Source organism: Kitasatospora sp. NPDC002551, assembly GCF_040296005.1.
GTDB lineage: Bacteria > Actinomycetota > Actinomycetes > Streptomycetales > Streptomycetaceae > Kitasatospora.
The window spans coordinates 58,101-84,231 of the sequence record NZ_JBEOWI010000020.1; the positions used below are offsets into that span (position 1 = coordinate 58,101).

At 76.6% G+C, this 26,131-nt stretch carries 10 protein-coding genes and 1 pseudogene; 4 read left to right on the forward strand and 7 right to left on the reverse strand.

The window, feature by feature from the left end; translation table 11 throughout:
- Positions 1-48 precede the first annotated feature (48 nt).
- The 4 genes from ABT093_RS18785 to ABT093_RS18800 are packed head-to-tail and all read right to left on the reverse strand — an operon-like array spanning position 49 to position 17,765.
- Positions 49-3,393, reverse strand: a complete 3,345-nt coding sequence (locus ABT093_RS18785) for a non-ribosomal peptide synthetase (protein ID WP_350565564.1) — start codon at positions 3,391-3,393, stop codon at positions 49-51.
- The gene (locus ABT093_RS18790) at positions 3,386-6,778 is read right to left on the reverse strand and encodes a type I polyketide synthase (RefSeq protein WP_350565565.1); all 3,393 of its coding nucleotides are present in this window, start codon (positions 6,776-6,778) and stop codon (positions 3,386-3,388) included. Before ABT093_RS18790 ends, ABT093_RS18785 begins: the two co-directional genes overlap by 8 nt.
- The gene (locus ABT093_RS18795) at positions 6,775-11,427 is read right to left on the reverse strand and encodes a beta-ketoacyl synthase N-terminal-like domain-containing protein (RefSeq protein WP_350565567.1); all 4,653 of its coding nucleotides are present in this window, start codon (positions 11,425-11,427) and stop codon (positions 6,775-6,777) included. The genes ABT093_RS18790 and ABT093_RS18795 overlap by 4 nt, the downstream gene beginning before the upstream one ends.
- 5 nt (positions 11,428-11,432) lie before the next feature.
- A complete protein-coding gene (locus ABT093_RS18800) occupies positions 11,433-17,765 on the reverse strand; it encodes an SDR family NAD(P)-dependent oxidoreductase (RefSeq protein WP_350565569.1) in 6,333 nt (2,110 codons plus the stop codon).
- A gap of 566 nt (positions 17,766-18,331) precedes the next feature.
- Between ABT093_RS18800 and ABT093_RS18805 the strand changes: the two genes are divergently transcribed.
- Positions 18,332-18,952 (forward strand): response regulator transcription factor, encoded by a 621-nt coding sequence (locus tag ABT093_RS18805; protein ID WP_350565571.1) that lies wholly within the window; start codon positions 18,332-18,334, stop codon positions 18,950-18,952.
- Between the two features lie 7 nt (positions 18,953-18,959).
- Here ABT093_RS18805 and ABT093_RS18810 read toward each other — a convergent pair whose 3' ends face one another.
- Positions 18,960-19,343 carry a VOC family protein gene (locus tag ABT093_RS18810; RefSeq protein WP_350565573.1) on the reverse strand — a complete coding sequence of 128 codons (384 nt, stop codon included), beginning with the start codon at positions 19,341-19,343 and terminating at the stop codon, positions 18,960-18,962.
- A gap of 41 nt (positions 19,344-19,384) precedes the next feature.
- The gene (locus ABT093_RS18815) at positions 19,385-20,407 is read right to left on the reverse strand and encodes a LuxR C-terminal-related transcriptional regulator (protein WP_350565575.1); all 1,023 of its coding nucleotides are present in this window, start codon (positions 20,405-20,407) and stop codon (positions 19,385-19,387) included.
- Positions 20,408-20,637: 230 nt separating this feature from the next.
- Here ABT093_RS18815 and ABT093_RS18820 point away from each other — a divergent pair, with 230 nt between their 5' ends.
- The 3 genes and pseudogenes from ABT093_RS18820 to ABT093_RS18830 all read left to right on the forward strand — a co-directional run bounded on the left by ABT093_RS18820 (position 20,638) and on the right by ABT093_RS18830 (position 24,770).
- The gene (locus ABT093_RS18820; RefSeq protein ID WP_350565577.1) at positions 20,638-20,832 is read left to right on the forward strand and encodes a hypothetical protein; all 195 of its coding nucleotides are present in this window, start codon (positions 20,638-20,640) and stop codon (positions 20,830-20,832) included.
- A gap of 1,945 nt (positions 20,833-22,777) precedes the next feature.
- A pseudogene (locus tag ABT093_RS40995) lies at positions 22,778-23,449 on the forward strand (SdrD B-like domain-containing protein); the annotation flags it as partial.
- 520 nt (positions 23,450-23,969) lie between these two features.
- Positions 23,970-24,770 carry a hypothetical protein gene (locus tag ABT093_RS18830; protein WP_350565580.1) on the forward strand — a complete coding sequence of 267 codons (801 nt, stop codon included), beginning with the start codon at positions 23,970-23,972 and terminating at the stop codon, positions 24,768-24,770.
- A 49-nt stretch (positions 24,771-24,819) separates the two neighbouring features.
- On the opposite strand, the gene ABT093_RS18835 is transcribed toward ABT093_RS18830, so the two are convergent.
- Positions 24,820-26,109, reverse strand: a complete 1,290-nt coding sequence (locus tag ABT093_RS18835) for a right-handed parallel beta-helix repeat-containing protein (RefSeq protein ID WP_350565582.1) — start codon at positions 26,107-26,109, stop codon at positions 24,820-24,822.
- Between the last annotated feature and the right edge of the window lie 22 nt (positions 26,110-26,131).

A 26,131-nucleotide genomic window follows, 5' to 3' on the forward strand; every position in this document is an offset into this window, starting at 1 on the left:
GATACGTCGCTACCTCGGGCCCGTCGCTGACGCGGGCCCGTCGCTGCCTCAGGACCGGGCGCGGCGCGCGGCCGCCTGGTGCCGCCGGGCACCGGCCCGGCGCCGGTGCTCCGCGCGTTCGCGCGCCTCCGGCCCCGGGGCCGCCGACGGCTCCCCCTCGGACCGGCTCAGACGGGCGGCCAGCGAGGCCACCGTCGGGTGCTGGAACAGCTCGACCATCGAGACCTGGTGCCCGGTCCGCGCGGCGAGCAGCGAGCGCAGCTCGGCCAACAGCAGCGAGTGCCCGCCGAGGTCGAAGAAGTTGTCGTGGGCGCCGACCCGCTCGACCCCCAGCACCGTGCGCCAGAGCCCGGCGAGGGTGTCCTCCAGGCCGGCCCCGGGCGCGGTGAACGGCGCCCCCGCCGCGGGCCGGCCGCCGTCCGGCTCGGGCAGCGCGGCGCGGTCCACCTTGCCGCTCGGCGTGAGCGGCAGGGCGTCCAGCACCGCGAACGCGGCCGGCACCATCGAGGCGGGCAGCCGCTCGCGCAGGTGCGCGGCCAGCTCGGCGGGCCCGGGCACCCCGGCGCCCTCGGCCGCCGTCAGATGGGCGACCAGCCGCACGTCCCCGGCCCGGCGCTCGCGGGCCGTCACCACCGCCTCGCGCACCGCGGGGTGCGCGGTCAGCGCGGCCTCGATCTCACCGGGCTCGATCCGCTGGCCGCGCAGCTTCACCTGGTGGTCCAGCCGGCCCAGGAACTCCAGCGCGCCGTCCTCCCGGTACCGCGCGAGGTCCCCGGTCCGGTACAGCCGCGCCGCCGGGTCCGGGTCGAACGGGTCCGGCACGAAGCGCTCGGCCGTCAGCTCCGGCCGGTTCAGATAGCCGCGCGCCAGGCCCCGGCCGCCGATGTGCAGCTCCCCGGGCACCCCGACCGGCACCGGTTGCAGCGCCCCGTCCAGTACGTGGATCCGGGTGTTGGCGATCGGCCGGCCGATCGGCACCGGGCGGCGCGGATCGGCCTCCGGGCGGCAGGTCCAGTGGGTGACGTCGACGGCCGCCTCGGTGGGGCCGTAGAGGTTGTACAGCCGGGCGCCGCAGCGGGCCAGGAAACGGTCCTGGAGGTCGCGCGGCAGCGCCTCGCCGCTGCACACCACCCGGCGCAGGCTGGTGCACTCCTCCACCTCCTCCCGCAGGAAGGCCTGGAGCATGGACGGCACGAAGTGCACCGTCGTCACCCGCTCCTCCCGGATCGTCCGGGCCAGGTAGCCCGGGTCCCGGTGGCCCCCGGGGCGGGCCAGGACGAGGGTGGCGCCGGTGGCCAGCGGCCAGAAGAACTCCCACACCGACACGTCGAAGGAGAACGGCGTCTTCTGCAGCACCCGGTCCTCGGCGTCCAGCCGGTAGGCGTCCTGCATCCACAGCAGCCGGTTGCGGATCGCCGCGTGCACGTTCATCACGCCCTTGGGCGCACCGGTGGAACCGGAGGTGTAGATGACGTAGGCGAGGTCCTCGCCGCCGACCTCGACGTCCGGGGCGGTGTCGGGCTCCCCGCCAGGCGCGGCCTCGAACTCCTCCACGCACAGCGCCTCGGCGGCCACCACCGGCAGGCGCCCGAGCAGCGCGCGACGGGTGAGCAGCACCGGCACCCGGGCGTCGCGCACCATGTGCTCCAGCCGGGCGGGCGGCAGCTCCGGGTCCAGCGGCAGGTAGGCGCCGCCCGCCTTGAGCACCGCCAGCAGCGCCACCACCAGCTCGGGCGAGCGCTCCAGGCCCACGCCCACCACGACGTCCCGGCCCACCCCGAGCCCGCGCAGCCGGTGCGCCAGCCGGTTGGCCCGCCGGTCCAGCTCCCGGTAGCCGACGGAGCGCCCCTCGAAGCGCAGCGCCGGCGCCCGCGGGGTCAGCCGCGCCCGCTCCTCGAAGGCCTGGTGGATCCAGCCCGCCCCGGCCGGCCACCGGCGCGCGGTGGCGTTGAACTCCTCGACGACGCGCCGCCGTTCGCCCTCCGTCAGCAGCTCCAGCGCGTCCACCGGGCGCTCCGGGTCCGCCACCGCCTGCTCGGCCAGCCGGCGGAAGTGGCCGGCGAGGCGGGCGACGGTGGACTCGTCGAACAGATCGCGGTCGTACTCGAACCAGCCGCTCAGCCCGCCGTCGCGGTCGAAGGCCTGCAGCTCCAGGTCGAAGCGGGCGCCGCCGCTGCGCACCGCCACCGGCTCCAGCCGCGCGCCGCCCAGGGTGAGGTCCGGCACCGCCTCCCGGCCGTAGGCGAAGCTCACCTGGTACACCGGCGGGCGGCTGAGGTCGCGGGCCGTGTTCAGCGCGCCGACCACCAGCTCGAACGGCACCTCCTGGTGCTCGTAGGCGCCCAGGCAGGCGCTGCGCACCCGCGCCAGCACCTCGGTGAACGAGGGCTCGCCGTCCAGCTCGGTGCGGATCGGCAGGGTGTTGACGAAGTAGCCGATCAGCGGCTCCAGTTCGGGCCGGTCGCGGACGGCCGTGGGCACGCCCACCACCACGTCCCGCTGCCGGCCGTACCGGGCGAGCAGCACGGTGAAGACGGCCAGCAGCGCCATGTAGGTGGTCGCGCCGCGCCGGTGGGCGAGGGCGGCCAGCTCGCGCATCAGCGGCTCGGGCAGCTCGAACGGCAGGGCGCCGCCGCGAAAGCCCTGCACGGCGGGCCTCGGCCGGTCGGTCGGCAGCTCCAGGGCGGGCGGCGCCCCGGCCAGCCGCTCCCGCCAGTACGCCAGCGGGACGTCCCAGCGCCCCTGTTCCCGCCGCTCGCGCTGCCAGAGGGCGAAGTCGGCGTACTGCACCGGGGGTTCGGGCAGCGGCGAGGGCCGGCCCTCGGCGAACGCGGCGTACAGGGCGGCGAGTTCGGACAGCAGCACCCAGAACGACCAGCGGTCGGAGACCAGGTGGTGCAGCGCCAGGACGAGCACCGACTCGTCCTCGGCGGTGCGCAGCAGCGTCAGGCGCACCGGCGGTCCGGCCGCCAGGTCGAAGGGCTCGCCGGTCGCCTCGGCGGTGATCCGCTCCTCCAGCCCGGCCGCCGTCAGCCCGGCGCCCCGCAGGTCGACCTCGGGCAGCTCCGGTGCCACGAATGCCCGCACCACCTGGACCGGGCGGCCCCCGCGCAGCCCGAAGGCGGTGCGCAGCGCCTCGTGCCGGCGGACCACCTCGGCGAAGGCCGCGCGCAGCAGCCCGGCGTCCACCGGGCCGCGCACCCGCACCGCGCCCGGCACCACGTACGCCGGGTTGCCGGGGCGCAGCTGCTCCAGGAACCACATGCCCTGCTGGAAGACCGAGAGCGGGAAGACGTCCTCGGCGGCCGTGGACCGCTTCTCGGCGAGCAGTTCCTCAAGGCGGGCCCGCTGCTCCGGGGTCAGGGCGGCCAGGCGCTGTTCGAGCTCAGCCATCGGACCGCTCCGTCTCCCCGGTCACCTGGTCCAGCAGGGCGAGCAGTTCGGCGTCGCGGTCCGCCGCGCGGGCGACCCGGCGGATCGGCGCGGTGTCCTCGCCCCGCTCCGGCCGCGAGTCGGCGGCCAGCTCGCCGACCACCTGTTCGGCCAGGCCGCGCACGGTCGCGCCCTTGAGGAAGTCGGCCACCGTGACCTTGACACCCAGCCGGCCCTGGATCTCGTTGCGCAGTTCCACGGCCATCAGCGAGTCCAGCCCGAGGCCGGACAGCGGCGCGTCGGCGTCCACGGTGGCCGCGCGCGAGCCCAGCGCGGTGCGCACCCCGGCTGTGAGCCCGGCCACCAGGGCGGCGACCCGCTGGTCGGCGGGGGCGCCCAGCAGTTCCGCGGCGGTGGGCAGCGCGCTCGCGGCGGCCCTGCCGGGCGCGCCGGGCACCCGGGCGGGCCTCGGCCGCCCCGTCGGCCCGGCGGTGCGCCCGGGCCCGGCGGGTCGGGCCGGGGTCCGGCGCGCGGCGGGCGTGGTGGCGCCGTCGCCGCCCGGATCGTGCCAGCAGCGGGTGGCGGCGAACGGGTAGTGCGGCAGCGCGGTGCGGGCGCGCGGCCGGTCGCGGTCGAACCCGGCCCAGTCCACCTCGGCCCCCTCGACGTACAGCCGGCCGAGGCTGCCCAGCAGGATCTCCCAGTCGTCGTACTTCGGCCGCAGGCTCGGCAGCATCAGCACGTCGTCACCGGTCAGCACCTCGCGGACCAGGCCCAGCAGCGTCGGCGCCGGGCCCACCTCCAGGAAGGTGCGGTAGCCCAGCTCGTACAGCGCCCGCACCCCGTCGGCGAAGAGCACCGGCTGCCGGGCGTGGCCCAGCCAGTAGGCGCTGTCCAGCGGCCGGTCCCACGGCCACAGCCCGCCGGTCAGGTTGGACACCAGCGGCAGCTCCGGCGCGCCGAAGGCGACCTTCTCCAGGGCCGTCCGCAGCGGCTCCAGCACCGGCTCGACCAGCGGGGAGTGCGAGGAGGTGGAGATCCGCAGCCGGCGCACCTCGGCGCCGCGCGCGGTGAACGCCGCGCAGACCTCGTCGACCACCTCCCGCACCCCGGAGACGGTGGTGTTCGCCGGGCCGTTCACGGCGGCCACCGCGACCAGGGCCGGGTCGTGACGGGCGAGTTCGGCGGCGACCTGCTCCACCGGGGCCGGGATCGCGGCCATCGCGCCGGACTCGGCGAGCCGCTGGAGCAGCCGGCCGCGCTCGGCGACCAGCCGCAGTCCGTCCTCCAGCGGCATCGCGCCCGCGAAGCAGGCGGCGGTGTACTCGCCGAGGCTGTGACCGAGCACGGCGGCCGGCTCCACGCCCCACGAGCGCCACAGCCCGGCCAGCGCGTACTCCACCGCGAACAGGCCCGGCTGCGCGAACTCCATGGTGTCGATCAGCCCGGCGTCCGCCGCCGAGGCCGGGTACAGCGCGGAGAGCAGCGGCGCCGGCAGCACGTCGCGCAGGACGTCGTCGCAGTGCTCCAGGGTGCGCCGGAAGGACGGCTGGGTCTCGTACAACTGCCGGGCCATGCCCGCGCGTTGCGGTCCCTGGCCGGTGAACAGGAAGACCGGCTCGGCAGCCGCGCCCCGCGCTTGGCCCAGCAGCAGCCCCTCGCCGGGGTCGTCCCGCACGAAGTCCGCCAGCCGGTCCGCGAGCTCCCCGGCGGTGGCGCCCACCGCGGCGAGCCGGTGCGGGAAGTGCGAGCGCCCGGTACCGGCGGAGAAGCACAGGTCGGGCGCGGCGTGCGGGCCGGCCGCCGCCAGCCGGTCCTGGTAGCGGCGGGCGAGCTTGAGCAGCGCGCCGCCGCTCTTCGCCGACAGGGCCAGCACGGAGAGCGGGCGTCCGCCGTCCGGCTCCGCCTCCGCCGCCGGGCGCGGCGGCGCCTGCTCCACGATCAGGTGCGCGTTGGTGCCGCTGAAGCCGAAGCTGCTCACCCCCGCCACCCGTGGTCCCTCCCCGGCCGGCCAGGGGGTGGGGCCGGTCGGCACGGCGAAGGTGGTCCCCTCGAAGGAGATGTGCGGATTGAGCGTGCCGAAGTGCAGGTTCGGCGGGACCATCCCGCGCTCGACGCACAGCGCGGCCTTGATCAGCCCGGCGATCCCGGCCGCCGCCTCCAGATGGCCGAGGTTGGTCTTCACCGCGCCCAGGAGGAGCGGCGGGCCCTCCTCGCGGCCGTAGACCTCGGCCAGCGACGCCACCTCGATGGGGTCGCCCAGCTTGGTGCCGGCGCCGTGCGTCTCGATGTAGCCGACCCGGTCCGGGCCGATGCCGGCGGCGGCCAGCGCCCGGCGGAACACCTCGCGCTGGGCGGCGCCGTTCGGCGCGGTCAGCCCCGAGCTGCGCCCGTCCTGGTTGACCGCCGAGCCGCGGATCACCGCGAGCACCCGGTCGCCGTCGCGCCGCGCGTCGGAGAGCCGCTTGAGCACCACCACGCCGCAGCCCTCGCTGCGCACGAAGCCGTTGGCCGCCGCGTCGAACGTCTTGCAGCGGCCGTCGTCGGCGAGCATCTCCGGGAACTGCGAGAAGGAGATCGCCGCGTCGGGGGAGACCACCGCGTTGACCCCGCCGGCCATCGCCAGGTCGCACTCGCCCAGGCGCAGGTTCTGGCACGCCTGGTGGACGGCGACCAGCGAGGAGGAGCAGGCGGTGTCCACCGAGACGCTCGGACCGCGCAGGTCCAGCAGGTAGGAGAGCCGGCCGCTGGCGATGCTGTGGGCCGCGCCGGTGCCGGCGTGGGCCGTGATGTCGGCCGGCTCGCGGAACAGCAGCCCCGCGTAGTCGTTGCTGCAGATGCCGATGAACACCCCGGTGCTGCTGCCGGCCAGCGCGTGCGGGGCCTGCCCGGCGTCCTCCAGGGCCTCCCAGGCGACCTCCAGCACCAGGCGCTGCTGCGGGTCCATGGCGACGGCCTCGCGGCGGGAGATGCCGAAGAACTCGTGGTCGAAGCGGTCGATCCGGTCCAGGAAGCCGCCCCAGCGGCTGCTGTACCGGCCGGGGGTGCGGGGCCGCTCGTCGTAGAGGCCGTCGACGTCCCAGCGGTCGGGCGGGATCTCGCCTACCGCGTCGGTGCCGGAGGCCAGCAGTTCCCAGTACGCCTCCGGGTCGCCCACGCCGCCGGGGAAGCGGCAGCCGACGCCGATGACGGCGATCGGCTCGGAGCGGGCGCGCTCGTAGGCGTCGATCCGCTGCTGCATCCGCTCCATCGTCAGATAGGCGCGCTTCATCGCCGTGACGGACGCGGAGCGGTCCTCGGACGGTGCGGTCCGGTCGGTGTCGGTGTCGGTGTCGGTGTCGGCGTCGGTCCGGTCCGCGCCGGTCCGGTCGGTGTCGGTCCGGGTGCTGTCGTCGCGCGTGGTCATCGTCCCTGTCCCCGGTCGGTCGGATCGGCATCGGCGTCGAACTGCTCGGTCTTGGCGAGGAGGAGGGCCTCCAGGTCGCGTTCGGAGAGCCCGTCGAGGTCGGCCGGGGCCCGCTCGGGGGCCGGGGGCCCGGCGACGGGCGGCCCGGCCGGGGTGGACGGGGTCGACGGGGTGGACGGGGCGGCCGGTCCGTGCTCCAGCGGGATCCCCAGCCGCTCGGCGAGGAAGGGCACCAGGGCGTCCAGCGTCGGGTACTGCCAGCCGAGCGTGGCGGGCAGCGGCACCCCGAGCGACAGCTCCAGCCGCGAGCGCAGCTCCAGGGTGCGCATCGAGTCGAAGCCCAGGCCCGCCAGCGGCGCGGCGCTGTCGACGGCGTCGGCGTCCGCGCCGGGCCCGTCCAGCACCAGGGCGGCCAGCTCCCGGCAGTGCCGCACCAGCAGGGCCCGGCGGCGCCGGCCCGGCTCGACCGCCAGCAGCCGGCGGCGCAGCGCCTGTCCGCCGTCGGACTCCGCGTTCGGCGCCTCCGGCGCGTCGGGCGTGCTCCCGCCGGGCGCCGCGGCGGCCCGGACGACCGCCGCCGGGCTGCCCAGCAGCCGGGCGAGCGAGTCCAGGCCCGCGCCGTCGACGCTCAGCGCGGGCAGCCCGAGCGCCCGGCGGTGGACGGCGAGCGCGTCCAGGCAGGCGCCGAGCACCGTCTCCCGGCCCGCCCCGGAGGCCGGGTCGCACAGCACCAGGAAGTCCAGTGCCCGCCCGGCCGTGGCCAGATGGAGCTGCCAGGCCTCGGCGGCCCGTTCGGCCGCGGCGGCCGCGGGTTCCTCCTCCTCGGCGGCGGCCTGCGGCGTGCTCGCGAGGTGCACCACCCCGGCCACCTCCAGCGTGTCCAGCAGCGCGGCCGTCTCCTCGGGCCGCGCCGGGTCCGCGACCGGCAGTGCCACCTCCACGCCCCGGGCGCGCAGCCCGGCCACCGCCCCGGCCGCCGCCGCCGAGGCGTCCGTTCCCGGGGCGCGGAGCAGGGCGATCCGGCGCGCGCCCAGCTCCGCCAGCCGTTCGGCCGCCGCCAGTGCGGCGGGCGCCGTGCCGCCGGTCACCAGGTAGCCGGCCCGCGCCGCCCGGACCACCGCCGGGCTCGGCGGCACCGCGATCTCCGGCGCCGGCTCGGGCCGCAGCACCAGCTTGCCGAGGTGCCGGGCCTGCGCCATGGCGGCGAACGCCTCCCGCGCCTCGCCGAACGGCCGGGCGGTGACCGGCAGCGGACCGAACTCCCCGTCCCCGAAGCCCCGGACCACCTCGGCGAAGAGCTCGGCGAGCAGCGCCGGCCGGGCGTGGAAGACGTGGTCGAGGTCGACCGCGAACAGCGTGCGGTTCCCCTTGAGGTGGCCGAGCCCGACCGGGCTGTCGTCGAAGATGTCGCGCTTGCCCAGCTCGACGAACCGCCCGCCCGGCGCCAGCAGCGCCAGCCCGCGCCGCAGCGCCTCGCCGGTCAGCGAGTTGAGCACCACGTCCACCCCGCGCCCGCCGGTGGCCTCGGCGACCTCGTCGGCGAAGGCCGTCGAGCGGGAGTCCATCACCCGCTCGACGCCGCCCAGTTCGCGCAGGAAGCGGCGCTTCTCCGGCGTCCCGGCGGTGGCGAGGACCCGCGCCCCGCGGCGCCGGGCCACCGCCAGCGCGGCCAGGCCCACCCCGCCGCTCGCCGAGTGGACCAGCACCGTCTCGCCCGTCCCCAGCCGGGCCAGGTGGTCCAGGCCGTAGACGGCGGTCAGGAAGGCGATCGGAACGGCCGCCGCCCGCTCGTCGTCCAGCCCCGCCGGCCGCGGCGCCACCAGGTGCGCCTCGGTGGTCGCGTACGCGGCCAGCGCGGACGGCACCACGGCCATCACCCGGTCCCCGACGCGGAAGCGCTCGACGCCGGCGCCGACCGCGCTGACCCGGCCCGCGCACTCGGCGCCCAGCGGGACGCTGCCGGCGGCGCCCGGGTAGGCGCCCATCGCCTTGAGCACGTCGCTGAAGTTCAGCCCGGCCGCGGCGATCTCGATCTCGACCTGGCCGGGCCCGGGCGCGGTCCGCTCCCAGCGGGTCGGCGTCAGGCTCTCCAACAGGCCGGGCCGGACCGCCAGGATCCGGTGGTTGGTGTCCAGCTCAGGATCGAACGGCCGCCGCTGCCAGCCGGGTTCGGTGCCGTCCGCGGAGTCCTGGGGCACCCGGACCGGGACGTACCGGACCGGGCCGCGCAGCGCGGCGGCGGGCTCCCCGGCCGGGCGCAGCAGTACGTCCAGCAGCCGGGCGGGGTCGTCCCGGGCCGGGTCGGGGTCGAGGTCGACGACCAGCGGGCGGGGCGCGCCGGGCCCGTCCGCGGCCGGGTCGCGCAGCAGCGCCTGGGCCGGGTCGGGCGCCGGGTCGCGCTCGCTCACCCGCTGCGCGCCCCGGGTGAGCAGGGCGAGCCGCGGCGCCCCGGGCAGGCCCTCCTCGGCCAGTTCGCGGGCCAGCCGCAGCGCCGAGCGCACGGCCTGCCCGCGCTCCTTTCCGAGCGGGAACGGCGCGGCGCCGTCCGGCCGGGGGACGGCGGCGGCGTCCAGGCCCCAGGCGTGGACGACCCCGGCCCACGGCTCGTCGCCCGCCGCCCGCAGCTCCTTGAGCAGGGCGGTGAGGTCCTCCGGGCGGCGCGGGTCGAGTTCGTACCGCAGCGGGTCCAGCCGCCGGGACCGGTCGCCGGGGGTGACGGTCACCCAGCTGCCGCGCCGGGCGACCAGTTCGGCGCCCAGCGCCCCGGTGACGCCCGTGCGGTCGGCGAACAGCAGCCACCGGCCGGGGGCGCCCGACGGCGGGGCGCCGGGGCCGTCCTCGGCGGCGGCCCACTCCAGCGCGAACAGGGCGGGCCGGGCTTCGGCGGCTGCCTCGGCGCGGGCGGGGGCGGGTCCGGGGGCGGGCGGCGCGGCTGCCGGGGTCTCGGGCGCCTCGGGGGCGTAGCGGCGGCGCTGCCACGGGTAGGCCGGCAGGTCCAGGACGGCCCGGGGCGGTACCGCAGGGGCGTCGTCCGCCGGTTCGGACGGCGGGGCGCCCTCGGCGAGCCCGTGGAGGGCGCGCAGCGCGGCGGCCCGGTCGCCGGCGGTGATCCGGGCCCGCAGGCGGTGCCGCGCCCGCCCGGCACCCGCCGTGTACGCGAACGCCGGGTACCGCTCCTCCGGCAGGCCGGCCAGCCGGTCGTGCAGGGCGGACGCCAGCGCGCGCAGCGCCTCCGGTGTGCGGGCGGACAGCTCGAAGCCCTCGACCGGCTCCGCCGGGGCGGCGCCCGCGCCCTCCTCCCCGGCGGGGCCGATCACCACCTGGGCGTTGGTGCCGCCCATGCCGAAGGCGCTCACCACCGCGTGCCGCCCGGCGTGCTCCGGCCAGGGCCGCAGCGCCGTCGGCAGGGTGATCCCGGTGCCGTCCAGGTCGATCAGCGGGTTGAGGGTGCCGAAGTTGACCAGCGGCGGCACCGCGCGCCGCGCGACGCAGAGCACCGCCTTGACCAGCGCGATCACCCCGGCCGCCGACTCCGGGTGCCCGAGGTTGCCCTTGACCGAGCCGACCACCAGTTCGGCCCCGGCGTTGCGGCGGCCCAGCGCGGCCGCGATCGCCTCCATCTCGACGGCGTCCCCGAGCGGGGTGCCCGTGCCGTGCGCCTCGACCAGGCCGATGTCGGCGGGGGAGAGCCCGGCGTCCGCCAGCACCGCCTCGGTGAGCGCGACCTCCGACAGCACGTTGGGCGCCGTGAAGCCGGTCGAGCGGCCGGTCTGGTTCACCGCCGAGCCGTGCAGCACCGCGTGCACCCGGTCGCCGTCGCGCCGCGCGTCCTCCAGCCGCTTGAGCACCAGCACCCCGCAGCCCTCGCCCCGGGTGAAGCCGTTCGCCCGGGCGTCGAACGGGCCGCACCGCCCGTCCGGCGAGAGCGTGCCCGCCAGCTGGTGCAGCCGGGTCGCCCGCGGCGACAGCACCAGGTTCACCCCGCCGGCCAGCGCCACGTCGCACTCCCGGCGGGCCAGCGCCTGGCGCGCCAGGTGCACCGACACCAGCGAGGAGGAGCAGGCGGTGTCCACCGTGATCGCCGGGCCGGCCAGCCCCAGCGCGTACGCGACCCGGCCGACCGTGAAGCAGTGGCCGTTGCCGGCCGCCCAGTGGGTGTCCGCCGCACCCCGCTGCCAGTCCCAGTACTCCTGCCCGGTGACCCCGACGAACAGGCCGGTGCGGGCCGCGTCCAGCCGGTCCGGCGGGAGCGCCGCGTTCTCCAGGGCCTCCCAGGCGACCTCCAGCAGCAGCCGCTGCTGCGGGTCGGTGCCGCGCGCCTCCTCGGCGCTCATGCCGAAGAATTCGGCGTCGAAGTCCATCACCTCCTCCAGGAAGCCGCCGGTGTGCGGCAGCCGCTCCCACTCGGCGGCGAACGGCCCGCGCCGCCCGGCGGGCAGCGGCCCGACCAGGTCGCGGCCCCCGGCCAGCGCCGCCCAGTAGCCGTCCAGGTCGGCGATGCCGCCCGGCAGCCGCAGGCCGATGCCGACCACGGCCAGCGGGCCGGTGCCGCTCGCGGCGTCCAGCTGCGCCCGCAGCCTGCGGACGGTGTCCAGCGCCCTGGTCAGCGGGGTGGGCGCGGGGGCGGTGGTGTCGCGCTGCTCGGTCATCGTCCTCAGCCCTCGCCGTCCGTCGCCGTGTCGGCGCCCTCGCCGGGTTGCCCGCCGAGCAGCCGCTCCGCCAGCACCGCGGAGAGCGCCCGGGGCGTGCCGTACGTCCACAGCAGGGTGGGCGACAGCCGCAGCCCGAACGCCGCCTCCAGCCGGTTGCGCAGCTCCAGGCCCATCAGCGAGTCCAGTCCGAGCGCCTTGAACGGCGTGTCCCGTTCGATCGTCCCGCTGTCCAGCCGCAGCACCCGGCCCGCCAGCTCCCGCACGGTGGCCTCCAGCAGCCCGGGCCAGTGCTCGGCGGGCGCGGCGCGCAGCTCGGCGAGCAGGGCCGCGCCCGCGCTGCTGCCGGCGCCACCGTCCCTGGCCAGCTCGCGCAGCCCGCTCCAGCTCTCCAGCGTCACCGTGTCCGGGTACGCCTCCAGGTACTGCCGCAGGTCGATCGGGACGTAGCCGACCACCGGCTCGTCACCGCCCAGGAAGCCCTCCAGGGCCCGCCACGCCTCCGCGGTGGAGAACCCGGCCATGCCGCGCTCCGCCAGCCGGGCGCCGCGGTTGTCCGCCGCGGCGGCCAGGCCGACGTCGTCGAACGGCCCCCACTGCACGCTCAGCGCCGGGCGTCCGCGCCGCCGCCGGGCCACCGCCAGCGCGTCCAGGAAGGCGTTGCCCGCCGCGTAGGCCGCCTGCCCGGCGTTGCCGAACAGCGCCGCCGCCGAGGAGAACAGCAGGAAGAAGTCCAGCGGGTCGTCCCCGGTCACCGCGTCCAGGTTGACCGCGCCGTCCACCTTGGGTGCCAGCACCCGGTGCAGCCGCTCCGCCGTCAGGTTGAGGACGGTCGCGTCGTCCAGCAGGCCGGCCGCGTGCACCACGCCGCGCAGCGGCGGCAGCTGCGCGCGCACCCGGCGCACCGCCGCCGGGTCGGCGACGTCCGCCGCGAAGGTCTCCACCGGAACGCCGCGCGCCCGCAGTGCCGCGATCCGGGCCGCCGCGTCCCCGTTCGGCGCCGACCGGCCGACCAGCGCCAGCCGGCCCGCGCCCCGCTCGGCCAGGAACTCCGCCAGCGACAGGCCGAGCGCGCCCAGGCCACCGGTGATCAGGTACGTGCCGTCGCCGCGGAACCGGCCGTCGCGCAGCGGCTCCGGCGCCACCGAGGCGACCGTCGCCGGGTCGGACAGCACGAACTTGCCGATGTGCCGGCCGCGCGCCATCTCCCGCAGCGCCCCGGCGGCCTGCGCGAACGGGCGGCGCAGCACCGGCAGCGGCCGCAGCTCGCCCGCACGCACCCGCTCCCACACCTCGGCGAACAGCCGGGTGAACAGCGCCGGCCGGCGGGCGATCACGCCCGCGAGGTCCAGCGAGGAGAGGCTGATGCCCTTGCGGAACGCCTCCAGGCCCAGGGTGCGCCCGCCGTGGATGTCGGCCTTGCCGACCTCGACGAACCGCCCGCCCTCGGCCAGGACCTCCAGACCCAGCGGGATCGCCGCGCCGGTCAGCGAGTTGAGGACGACGTCCACCCCGCGCCCGCCGGTGGCCTCGCGCACCAGTTCCGCCCAGGAGAGGTCCCGGGAGTCGAAGACGTGCCGGATGCCCAGCCCGCGCAGGTGGGCGCGCTTCTCCTCGGTGCCCGCCGTCGCCAGCACCTCGGCGCCGAGCAGCCGGGCCACCTCGATCGCCGCCAGGCCCAGGCCGCCGGCCGCCGAGTGGACGAGCACCGTCTCGCCGGGCGCGAGCGCGGCCAGGTGCCGCAGCCCGTACCAGGCGGTGACGGTCACCGCCGGGAACGCCGCCGCGTCCTCGTCGCCCAGCCCCGCCGGGACGGGCTGCGCGTGGTCGGCGAGCACCGTCCAGTGGGTGGCCAGCGCGCCGCCGCCGGCGCAGGCGACCACCCGGTCGCCGGGGGCGAAGCGGGAGACGCCCTCGCCGGTCCTGGTCACCACGCCGACCCCGTCCAGGCCGAGCAGCCGGGCGTCGGCCGACGGGTCGGGGTAGGTGCCCGTCACCTTCATCACGTCGATGAAGTTCAGCGCCGCCGAGGAGACCGCGATCTCGATCTCCCCGGCGCCCGGCGCGCGCCGCTCCAGCGGGCGGAACGCCAGGCCCTCCCAGACGCCCTGACGGTCCGGCGCGAGCCGGAACGGCTGCGCCGGGCCCGCCCGCCAGGCCGGCCGGGCCGGCTCCGCGGGGGCGTCCGCCGTCGCCGCACCGCGCACCAGCCGGCCGACCAGCCGCCCGCCGCCGCGCAGCACCACCTGGTCGGCGCCGTCCCCGGCGGCCAGCTCGGCGGCGCACCGCGCCGCCCAGCCGGCGTCCGCGCCGTCCACGTCCACCAGCACCGGCCGCAGCTCCGGGTGCTCACGGCGCAGCACCCGCCCGAAGCCCCAGTAGAGGGCCGCGCCCGGATCGCCCTCCCCGGGCGCCGAGGGCGGCAGTTGCGCGTCGGCGGTCAGCACGGCCAGCCGCGGCACCAGCGGGCGCGCGGCGCAGGCCCGCACCAGCGCGGCCAGCGCGAGCAGGCCGGCGCGCTGGGCGGCCGGGCCGGCGTCCGCGCGCGGCGCCACGAACACCACCCCGGTCAGCCCGTCGACCGGGGCCAGCCGCTCCGCCCACACCTCCTCGCGCTCCGCCGCCGCGCCGTCCGCCACCTGGGCGAGCGAGGCGCCGCCGAGCGCCTCCAGCGCCTCGGCCAGCTCACCGGCCCGCGCCCAGGCCGCCGGGCCGCCGACCGCGTCCGCCGCGCACACCGCCCAGCGGCCGGACGCCGCGTCCCCGGCGGCCTCCGGGCGGTCCTGCGGGAGCCACTCCAGCCGGTGGATCCGCTCCGCGTCCGCCGCGCCGGGGTCGGCCGAGGCCGCCAGCGGCCGCATCCGCAGCCCGAGCAGGCTCAGCAGCGGCCGCCGCTGCGCGTCGAACAGGAACAGGTCGACCTCCTCGCCGCCGCCGCGGCGCACCGCGTGCGACCACAGCGCGGTGACCGGGCGCGCGAGGTCCTGGTGCAGGTGGACCCGCCGGACCCCGACCGGCACCGCCGCCTCCTCGCCGGGGAACAGCGGGACCGACGCCTGGAGCGCCGCGTCCCACACCGCCGGGTGCAGCCGGTGCGGGTGGCCGCCGACCAGCAGGCCGTCCGCCGCCCGCACCTCGGCCAGGCACTGGGAGGCGTCCGCGCGCAGGCCCAGCACGCCCCGGAACGCCGGACCGTAGTTCAGCCCGCGCGCCGCGCAGTCCGCGTAGAACGCGGCGCCCGGGGCGGCGTCCAGACGGAGCAGCCGCTCCGGGAAGGCCGGCACCCCGGGCGCGGTGTCCTCCGCCAGCACCCGCGCCGAGGCGTGCCGCACCCAGCCCGGCGCGCCCGGCTCCAGCGAGGAGAGGGTGAAGCTGCCGCCGCCCGTCACGTCGTCCCGCCAGCCCAGCGCCACCGTCACCGGCTCGTCGGTGAGCGTCAGGTGGCGCTCCAGGGCGACGTCGGCGAGCGTGCGGTGCGCCCCGCCGGTGCGGGCCAGCGCCGTGCGCAGCGCCAGCTCCAGCATCGCCGTGCCGGGCAGCACCACCGCGTCGTACACCCGGTGGTCGCGCACCCAGGGGATGTCCGCCGGGGCCAGCTCCAGCGCGGCCGTCCAGGCGCCCTGCTCGGTCACCGACGGCACCAGCCGCAGCGCCTCCCCGGCACCGCCCGCGGTGCGCCGTCGGGCCGGCTCCACCCAGTGCGCGGTGCGCTGCCACGGGTACGGCGGCACCGGCGCCCAGGCGTCCCGGGGCAGCGCGCCGAACGGCTCCAGGCCGCTCACGTACGCCCGCGCCATCGACTCGCGCACCATGTCCGGCGAGCCCTGGTCGCGCCGCAGCGTCGACAGCACCCGGGGCGGGACGGGCCGCTGCGCGGCCAGCTGCTCCAGCGCCGGGGTGAGCACCGGGTGCGGGCTGATCTCCACCACATGGGTGACCCCGGTGTCGAACAGCCGCTCCATAGCGTCGGCGAACATCACCGGACGGCGCAGGTTGTCCACCCAGTACGGGGCGTCCAGCTCCGGTCCCTCCAGCGGGGCCACCCGCACCGTCGACATCAGCTCGACGGCGCCCCGGCCCGGGCGCACCGTCCCCAGGGCGGCCAGCAGGTCGTCCTCCAGCGCGTCCATCTGCGGGCTGTGCGAGGCGTAGTCGACGTTGACCAGCCGGCAGAAGGTGCCCTCGGCCTCCAGCAACTCCTTGAGCGCCAGCACCAGTTCGGTGTCCCCGGAGAGCACGCAGCTGTTCGGCCCGTTGTTCACCGCGAGCGAGACGCCCTCCTCGAAACCGGAGAGCGCCGCCTTGGCCGCGTCCAGCGAGAGGTCCACCGCCAGCATCCGGCCCCGGCCCGAGGTGCGGCGGGCGATCGCGCTGCGCCGGGCGACCACCATCGCGCCGTCCCGGTAGGAGAGGATGCCCGCCGCGGTGGCCGCGGTGACCTCGCCCTGGCTGTGGCCGACGACCACGTCCGGCTCCACGCCGGCCGCCCGCCACACCTCGCACAGGCCCAGTGTGACCGCCCACAGGGCGGGCTGGAGCATGTCGATCCGGGTGAGCCACTCCTCGCCGGCCGCGCCGGAGACGACCTCCACCAGGTCCCAGCCGGTGTACGGCTCCAGGGCCTCGGCGCAGCGGTCGATCACGGCGGCGAACACCGGGTCGGCGGCGAGGAGTTCGCGGCCCATGGCGTGCCACTGGGAGCCCTGGCCGGGGAAGACGAAGGCGGTGCGGCCGCGCGGCGCGGCGCGTCCGGTCAGCACCCCGGCGCCGGCGGCGGACGGGTCGGCGGCCAGCCGCTCCAGGCCCGCGGCCGCCCCGGTGGCGTCGGCGGCGGTGACGGCCGCCCGGAGCGGGAAGTGGTCGCGCCGCCAGGCCAGGGTGCCGGCCAGCGCCGGGAGCGGGGCCGCGCCGGCGTCCAGCACCTCGGCCAGCTCGCGGGCGCGCTGGGCGAGCGCCTGCTCGGTGTGCGCGGAGACCGGCAGCAGCACCGCGCGGTCCGCCCCGGCGGGCGCCGGGGCGGACGGTGCCGGGGCGTCGGCGCGCGGCGCCCCGGTCAGCACCACGTGCGCGTTGGTGCCGCCCCAGCCGAAGCTGCTCACCCCGAGGAAGACCTGCCGGTCGGCCGGCAGGGCCAGCGGCTCGCGGACCACCGTCAGGTTCAGCTCGTCGAAGGCGATGTCCGGGTTGAGCTCGGCGGAGTGCAGGCTCGGCGGCACGACCCCGTGGCGCAGTGACAGGAGCGCCTTGAACAGCCCGGGGATGCCGGCGGCGGCCTCCAGGTGGCCGATGTTGGTCTTCACCGAGCCGATCGGCAGCGGGCCCGCCTGCGCGCTGCGGGCCTGCCCGAGGACTCTGCCGACCGCGCCGGCCTCGATCGGGTCGCCGACCGAGGTGCCGGTGCCGTGCGCCTCCAGGTAGGCGACCCGGTCGGCCGGGATGCCCCAGCGCCGGTAGGAGTCGCGCAGCAGCCGCTCCTGGCCCAGCGGGCTGGGTGCGACCACGCTCTGCCCGCCGCCGTCGTTGTTCACCGCCGTGCCGGCGATGACCCCGTGGATCCGGTCGCCGTCCGCGAGCGCCCGGGCCAGCGTCTTCACGTACAGGGCGCCGACGCCCTCGCCGCGCACGAAGCCGTTCGCGCCGGCGCCGAAGGCCTTGCAGCGGCCGTCGGGTGACAGGCCGCCGAAGTGGGTGAGGCCGATCGAGGCGGTCGGGTCGAGCATCAGCGCGACCCCGCCGACGATCGCCGCGTCGACCTCCCCGGCGCGCAGCGCCTGGGCGGCGAGGTGGGCCGCGACCAGCGCGGAGGAGCAGCCGGTCTCGACGACCAGGCTGGGGCCGGTGAGGCCGAGGAAGTAGGAGACCCGGGCGGCGATCATGTCCAGCGCGTAGCCGGGCGCGGTGTGCTGGGTGACGCCGCTGCCGCTCTTGCGTCCGACGTGCTCGTAGTCGTGCCAGCCGGCCCCGACGAAGACGCCGGTGCGGGTGCCGGCCAGCGCCCGGGCGGGCGTCCCGGCGTCCTCCAGGGCGCGCCAGGCGGCCTCCAGCATCAGCCGCTGCTGCGGGTCGAGCATCTCGGCCTCGCGCGGGGAGATGCCGAAGAAGGCGGCGTCGAACCGGTCGACGTCGTCGAGGAACCCGCCGACGGCCTGGATCTCGCGCTCCGGGTCGAGCTGGGCGGTGGTGTCCCACCGGGTCGCGGGCACGGGCCGGACGGCGTCGCGCCGCTCCGTCATCAGCCGCCAGAAGCTCTCGACGTCGGGGGCGTCGGGGAACCGTCCCGCCATGCCGACGACGGCCAGGGCCTGGGTCGGGTCCTGGGCCACAGGGTCTGTGTGCATGTCCTCTTCCTCGGGCATCCGTGGTGAGCCGGATTCGGTCGTGGTCCGCCGCCCGGCCGGGGGGCGCGTCGGGGCGCGCGGACGGACGGGGACGGCCGGCGCGGGCAGGGGTCGGGGCCTACGGGCGGCGCACGGGCGGTGGAGGTGTCGGCCAGGCGGCTGTCGGGGCGGCGGACGGGTACGGGGACGGAGGGGTGCGTGGGGGCCGGCCGGGGCGGACGGGCCCCGCGCGGCATTCGATCACCAGTGCGCATCGTGGTCCTGCCCGGTCACCGGCGACAAGGCTTTGACCTGCTTTTACTGACACTTGTCACGTCCCTGTCCCGGGGCGCCGGGTCGGCCGCCGGAGCCGGGATAAGTTGAGGGGTCACCGAATGACACGCGTAGACCCATCGGTTCCGCCGGCCCCGGCGGTCCTGGCGCGGACATGTCCGCACCCGGACGCCCCGGACTGTCGACGGGACGGCGCGGCCCGTCGCACACTGGGCCCGCGGCCGAGACGATCACCATGAGTTCCGTTCATCACCACGAGTTCCGTGCACGGGAACCCCGGGGGAGACCTAGTGATGACCATTCGTGTGCTGGTAGCCGACGAGCAGCTGCTGCCGCTGGACGCGATCGCCGAAGTGCTCGCCTCCGTGCAGGACTTCGAGGTCGTCGGCGCGGTGAGCCGCAGTTCGATGATCGTCCCGGTCGCGGTGCGCCGGCGCCCGGACGTGGCGGTCCTCGGGATGGGCACCGCGCTGGGCGGCTTCCGCCTGGTGCGGGAACTGGGCCGCCGGCTGCCCGACTGCCGGGTCGTCATCATGACGGCGCGGCCCACCCGGACGCTGGTGGACCGCGCCGTGTCGGCGGGCGTGCTCGGCGTCGTGCCCAAGCAGACGAAGATCCCGCGCCTGGTCGACGCCATCCGGGACGCCGCCGCCGGCGGCGGATCGGCCGGCCGGGGCGTGGGCACGGCGGTGCGTCCGGCCGCCCCGGCGGCCGTCGCCGAGCAGGTCCTCAGCGAGCGCGAACGGGAGATCCTGCGGCTCACCGCGACCGGCGCCTCGGTCAAGGAGGTGGCCCGCGAGCTCTACCTCGCGGCGGGCACCGTCCGCAATCTCACCTCCGGCGCGATGCGCAAGCTCGACGGGCGCAACCGCTTCGACGCCGCCCGGATCGCCTCCGAGCGCGGCCTGCTGTAGGGGGCCGTCAGGACGCCCCGGCGGCCCGGTCGGACGCGCTGCGCAGCACGCAGAACTCGTTGCCCTCGGGATCGGCGAGGACGGCCCAGCCGGTTCCGTCGGGGTTGCGGCGGTCGGCGACGAGCGTGGCGCCGAGGCCCAGCAGCCGCTCCACCTCCCGGTCGCGGGTGGTCTCCGGACGCAGGCACAGATGGAGCCGGTTCTTGACCGTCTTGGCCTCGGGCACCTGGTTGAAGTAGAGGACCGGACCCTCCGCCAGCATGACCTGGACCTCGGGGTCGCCCGGCCGGTCCTCCGGATGCAGCGGCCGGCCGGTCACCGCGCTCCAGAAACGGGCCAGCTCATAGGCGTCCGCACAGTCGATCGCCACGTTCTGCACTACTGAGACCATGGGCCCGAGCCTTCCCGATTCCCGCCCCGGACGCCAGCGGATCACGCGCCCCGGGGCGCCGCCGCCTCCGGTGCCCGCGAGGGCTCCTGCTCCAGCAGCCCCAGCCGGGTGGCCCGCACCATGGCGGTGAGCCGGTTGTCGGTCTCCAGCACCCGCAGGATCTCGGCGACGAAGCGCCGCACCGTCCGGTCGGAGTACCCGAGGTGGCGGGCGATCGCCTTGTCGGTCGCCCCGGCGGCCATCATCCGCAGCACCAGGCGGTGCGTACCGGAGGAGAGCACCGGCGCCGACTCGCCGCCGCGCCGCAGCCGGGTGTACGGCGCCGCCGTCGACCAGCTGTGCTCGAAGACCCGGGTGAACAGCTGGACCAGCAGCCCGCCGTCGATCACCAGATTGCGGCGCGGCCCCTCCAGCTGGGAGCGGGTGACCACCCGCTCCTGGTCGACGATGACCATGCGCAGCGGCAGCGACTCGGCGGTGCGGATCTCGGCGCCCGCCTCCTGGAGCGTGTTGACGTACTCCACCACGGCCGGACTGCCCAGCGCCGAGGCGGGCGCCACCAGCCGGTAGTGGACGCCGCGCCGCAGCAGCTCCACGTCCTCGTCGAGGCACGGCTGCAGCGGCTCCGGTTCGGCCGCGTCCGGCAGCATCACGGCCACCTCGGAGCGGCCGGCGGCGTGCAGTTCCGCGAGCCGGCGGTGCAACTGCTCGCGCGACTCGACCACCTCGACGGCCGGGCTCCCGCCGGCGCCGGCCGAGGCGGTCAGCAGTCCGGCGGTCAGGTCGGAGAGGAGGTCCTGGGCACGGGCGAACTCGGCCAGCCGCTCCCGCTGGTCAGCGACCAGCCGTCTCAGCACCCGCTGCGGCGGATCGACGGGCGTGTCCGGATCCCGGTCGAGGAGGCCCTGTCCGGCCAGCCAGTCCACGGCCTCCCGGACGTCCTCCGGCCCGGCGCCGAGCCCCCGGGCGACCTCCGCCGGATCCGCGCGGCCGTCCTCGGCGCGCAGGAGCGCGTGGTAGACGCGGTACGCGAAGCGAGCGTTGATCCCGGTTGCCGCCGTCATCGCTGTGAACTCCCAGCCGTAGATCCGGATCGTGAGCGGGAACGCGTGAGGGAGCAGCGGGGAAACCGATTCCCCGGGCCCGGGTGGCGAGACTACTGCAAGGATTCGACCGGTCAAGGGTGCGACGGTTGAACTCCCGCCGTACCCCGAAGATTTGACGGTGCGTCACACAAGCGCCCGTGGCGCGGCCCCGTTCGGCGCCGTCGGCGGGTGCCGCCGCAGTCCCGGCCGTGGATCTTCGAGGCGCCGGCCGCGCCGCTCCGTTCGCCGTCCGGATCCGTGTGCGGATGCGGGGCCTGTCCGGCGAAACGGCCGTGGTCGACGAACGCGCCCTCCCCGAACCCGTCGCCGCCCCGGCCGCGACCGGGGACGGCCGCGCACTCGCGGGCTTCGCCGAGGATCTCGCCCCGACATCCGGGATCTGACGTCCCATCAGCGACGATGGGTGCACAGTCCATCGGAACGTCTGATCTGCTGCCAAAGTTCCTGGTTTTCCTGCGAACTTGTGTGAAGTCCCTTTAAGCTCCCATTAACCATGGCGGCTTTCAGCCACACGCGAACGTCCTCGCGGGGTCCGGGCGGAAGGCCCAACTGACAATGAGAGCAGGGATGACGACGACACGTGATCAGGAATCCGGTGCCGCTCGCGGCCCGGAGCGGCGGCGGCCCGGCCTGCCCGGCCGCCGTACCGTGGGGGGCGCCGCGGCGCTGCTCCTCGGCATCGGGGCGTGCTCGCTGCTGACCGCCCCGGCCGCGTTCCCGCAGGCGGCCGACGGGACGGTGACGGTCCACGTGATCCGCGCCGTGGACACCGACGGAGTCTGGACGCCGGGGCTGGAGCCCGGTATGGCCGGCGTCAAGGTGACCCTCACCGACGACACGGGCGCCGGGGTCGAGGGCACCACGGCGGCGGACGGCACGGTGACGCTGACGCCGGGCACCAAGCTCACCGGCGGCAAGTACCGCGTCCAGGTGGTGAACCCGAAGCCGGGCACGCTCTACCCGGCCTTCGCCTCGCGCGAGGGTCTCGGCGGAGCGCCCAACCAGCTCAGCAGCAACGAGGAGTTCGTCGACGTCTCGGGCGGCAAGAACGCGGCGGTGCTCACCGGCCTGTGGTACCCCGGTGACTACTGCCAGAAGAACGCCACGCTGGTGACGACCTGCCAGGCGGCCTCGCGTGAGGGCGGGACCCAGCGCACGCTGGTCTCCTTCCCGTACAACGCGCGCGGCCAGGACGGCCAGGACGCGCGGGCGACCAACATCGCCACCAACGCCGAGACCGGCACGCTCTACGGCATCGCGTGGAACAAGGCCGACCGGCGGGTGTTCTCCTCGGCGGTCGCCAAGCGCTCCACGGACTACGGTCCCGGCGGCGCGGGCGGGATCTACGTGACCGACGTGGCCTCGAAGCAGACCACGCTGTTCACCACGGTCCCGAACGCCGGTTCCACCGCCCACGGCGGCGGCACCGACGACGGGTTCATCGGGGTGCCGGGCAAGGAGAGCCTCGGCGGCATCAAGGTCACGGACGACGGCAAGGACCTCTTCGTCGTCAACCTCAACGACCGCAAGCTCTACCGCTACAACGCCACCGTGCCGACGGCGTCCGCGCCGAAGGCCGTCTACCCGATCCCGGACCCGGGCTGCCCGGCGGCCGGGGACTGGCGTCCGTTCGGCCTCGGCCTCCAGGACGGCACCGGCTTCCTCGGCGGTGTCTGCTCGGGCCAGTCGACCGGCAAGGCGTCCGACCTGCGGGCGGTCGTGCTGCCGTTCGACCTCGCCACCGGCGCCTTCTCGGCGGCGATCCTGAACGAGAAGCTGGACTACCCGCGCCAGACGACCGTCGGCGGCGGCCCCTGCGACGGCGCGGCCTGGTTCCCGTGGACCGACAGCTGGCCGACCTCGCAGAACGGGAACGCGTGCGGCACCTCCATGCTCGCCCAGCCCGAACCCGAGCTGGGCGAGATCGCGTTCGAGACCGACGGCTCGATGCTGCTGGCCTTCCGCGACCGCTTCGCCGACCGCGCGCCGGACGGGGTCCCGTACTCCGCCGTCATGTCGGGTGGTGACCTGAACAAGGCCTGCCCGGCGAACGGCAAGTACGTGATGGACACCAACGAGGGCTGCGGACTGTCCCCCCGGGGCACCCGCTTCTTCGACACCAGCTGGGGCGGACACCGCAACACGGCGTTCGCGGGCATGGCCGACTCGAAGGTCGAGAGCACCATCGCGACCTCCGCGTTCGACCCGAACCACCAGGCCCTCGGGTACGGCACGTCGTTCCTCCAGCGGGACGGCAAGCAGGACCCGAAGTTCGGTTTCCGGCTCACCCCGCCCGGTGGACCCGACCCGTTCGGCAAGGGCGCCTCGATGGGTGACCTGGAGGTGCTCTGCGACCAGGCCCCGCTCCAGATCGGCAACCGGGTCTGGTACGACCCCGAGCGCAGCGGTATCCAGCGCCCGGGGCAGAAGCCGGTGCCCGGTGCGACCGTCAACCTCTACGACGGGACGGGGAAGCTCGTCGGCACCACCAGGACGACCGATCGCGGTGAGTACTACTTCGACGACACCAACGTCACGGGCGGCCTCAAGCCGCGCACGAAGTACACCGTCCGGCTCGACAACGCGGCCGACTACGCCAAGGGCGGTCCCCTCTACCAGTGGGTGCCGACCGACGCGGACGTCGGCGACAACGCCTTCATCGACTCGAAGGGTGTCGTCCCGGCGGGCGGGCAGTACGCCGAGCGCGCGCTGACCACCGGCGGGCCGGGCGAGAACGACCACACCTACGACTTCGGCTTCCGGCAGCAGGAGGGCGCGCTGCGCCTGGTCAAGCACGACCAGGACGGCAAGCCGCTGGCGGGCGCGAAGTTCCAGCTCTGGAAGGAGACCAACGGCACGACCGGGCTGCAGAGCACCGGTGACAAGCCCGACGCGAAGGTCGGCGAGCCCTGCACCACCGGGGCCGACGGCATCTGCAAGGGCAGCGGTGTGGCCGGGTCGTACTACTGGCAGGAGGTGAGCCCGCCCGAGGGCTACTCCGCGCCGGAGACCACGGTGTTCGGCCCGCTGGCGCTGACCGCCGACAACCTGGCCGCCGGAGTCGAGGTGACGGCCGTCAACCGGCTGAAGCCGACGCCGACCCCGACGGCCACGCCCACCCCGACGCCGACGCCGACGCCCACCGAGACGCCGACGCCGACGCCGACCCCCACCCCGACGCCGACCCAGGCTCCGACGCTGCCGTCCCCGGCCGCGACGCCGCCCGCGCCGGTTCCCGCCCCCGGGCACCTGGCCAACACCGGTGCGAACGAGGGCATCCCGGTGATGGCGGCCGGAGCGGGAACGCTGACCGTCCTCGGTGCGGTGTTCGTGCTGCTGGCGCGCCGCCGCAGGGCCCAGCAGGGGTAGCCGGCCTCCGGTAGCCCACCCCCGTCCGGGCCCGCAGCGGTCCGGACGGGTACCGTCGCCGAGAGGCCGGTACCGAGCGGGCGGGTCCGGGGACCTCAGGTCCCCGGACCCGCCCGTGTGTTGTGACCGAACGACGAGAGAAGGCAAACGCATGGCCCGGAAGCCGAAGGCCGCCCCCCGCAGCACACCCCCCGGGCCGGGCCGCCGGACCTTCTGGCTCCGGAGCCTGGTCGCCCTCGCGGTGTGCGCCGCCGCCGCGGGCGGACTGGTCGCCTACCGCGCCGCCTCCGACGAGCCCGGGGAGCGTCCGGTGACCGTCGACGAGGCCTCCCGGCTGGCCCTGACGCGGCTGAACCTCTTCCAGGCCAGCCCGGTCGCGGTGACGCTCACCGCCGCCGAGGGCGGGGGCGTCGACGTCCGCGTCGAGGGCGTCGTGGACTACCGCACCCGCCGGGGCGCCGGCCGCTACCAGGTCACCGGGCCGAGCGGCCCGCTCGACCGGGGTCTGGTGGTCTGGGACACCGGCGGCCTGGGGCTCGCCCCCGAACCGGCCGGTACCGAGGGTCCGGCCTGGCAGCAGGCCGAGCGCGTACCCCGGCAGGGCTGGTCCCCGCGCACCTACACCGCGGACCCGCTGGACGCCGGCCTCCAGCTGATCGCCGAGCTCGGCGCCGACCGGCCCGACAACCCGCTGCTGCTCGCCCAGTCCGGGGCCCGCTGGCTCGGCCGCGAGCGCCTCGACGGCCGCGAGTACGACCGGTTCGCCGGCCCCCGCGCCCAGGGGTCCGCACCCGACGGCGAGCGCTCGCCGCTGACCTACTGGGTGGACGGCGACGGCGGGCTGCGGAAGCTGACGATGCGGATGCCCGGGCTGGGCACACCGGCCACGGTCGGGTTCGGCGGGCGCGACGACACCGCCAAGCTCCCGGAGGCCCCCTGGCTCACCGGCTGACACCGGTTCACCGGCGGTCGGCCGGCCCGGCGGACCGCCCGCCGGCCCGTCAGCCCGCCGGCTTGGGCGGCACCGCGCCGGGGTCCGCCGGGAGCGGGTAGGCGCCCGGGTCCACCGCCCCCGGCAGGCCGGTCGCCGGACGGGCGGGCGCCGCCGGGTCGGGCAGCGACGGCTGCGCGGGCGGCGCCGGCACCTGGCTGAACGGCATGCCGGGCGGCGCCTGCACCGCCGCCGCCCGGCCGGCGGGCAGCGGCCCGCGGGCGGCTGTGCCGCAGGCCGCGGCGGTCTCCAGCCCGTCCGGGTGCTGGGTGCCCGGCCGGTTGCCGCTGAAGCAGTTGCCGGGGTCGACGGAGGCGAGCACCAGGTCGGCGCCGTTGCCGTCCACCTGGTTGCCCTCGACCCGGTTGCCGCTCGCGGGGTGGCCCGCCGGGTCGGTGACGATGACGCCCGCCGCGCGGTTGCCCCGGACCAGGTTGCGCTCCACCCGGTTCGCCGTGCCGCCGCCGATCCCGATGCCGATCCCGAAGCCGCCGTCCGCCTGCTGGGGCGAGTCGGCGGCGTTGTTGTCGACGACGACGTTGCCCGCGATCACCGCGCCGCGCTGCGGGGCCAGCGCCTCCAGGTCGTTGGAGTTCACCGTGACGCCCACCCGGTTGCCCGCCGCGCGGTTGCCCAGGATCGACAGGTTGTCCGAGGCGTTGGTCAGCTCGATGCCGACCGCGTTGCGCTCCACCGTGTTGCCGCGCACCAGGGTGTCGCAGGGCTTGCACTGGCCGACGTAGATCCCGGAGTCGGCGTGCCCGGAGGCGTAGGACTCCTCGATCACCCCGGCGCGGGCGTCGAAGGCGTAGATGCCGTACAGGCCGTTGTTGTACGCCGTCACCCGGGTCGCCCGGAAGCCCTCCACGGGCGGGAAGCGGGCGGTGTCCAGCGGGTCGTAGGCCGAGCCGCCCGCGCCGCGCTGCTGCAGCTTCTCGTCGGTCACGCCGGTGAACAGCACGCCGTTGGCCAGGTAGCCGTGGACGGTGAGGTTCTCCACCACCGAGCCGGGGCCGGTCACGGTGATGCCGTTGGGCAGCTTCAGCCCGCCGTCGAACACCACCGCGGAGCGGTCCGTGCCGCGCACCACGACGTTGCGCTTGGCGACCCGCACGCTCTCCCGGTAGGTGCCGGGGCCGATCAGCACCGTGTCGCCCTCGCGCGCGACGTCCACCGCCTTCTGGACGGTCGGGAAGTCCTCCGGCACCCGGACCACGTTCCCGTCCGGGTGCTTGGCGTCCTCCGCGGCAGGGCCGGAGGAGGAGCAGCCGGCGGCCGCCAGGACGAGTGCGACGGCCACGGCGGTCGTGACGGCTGCCCGT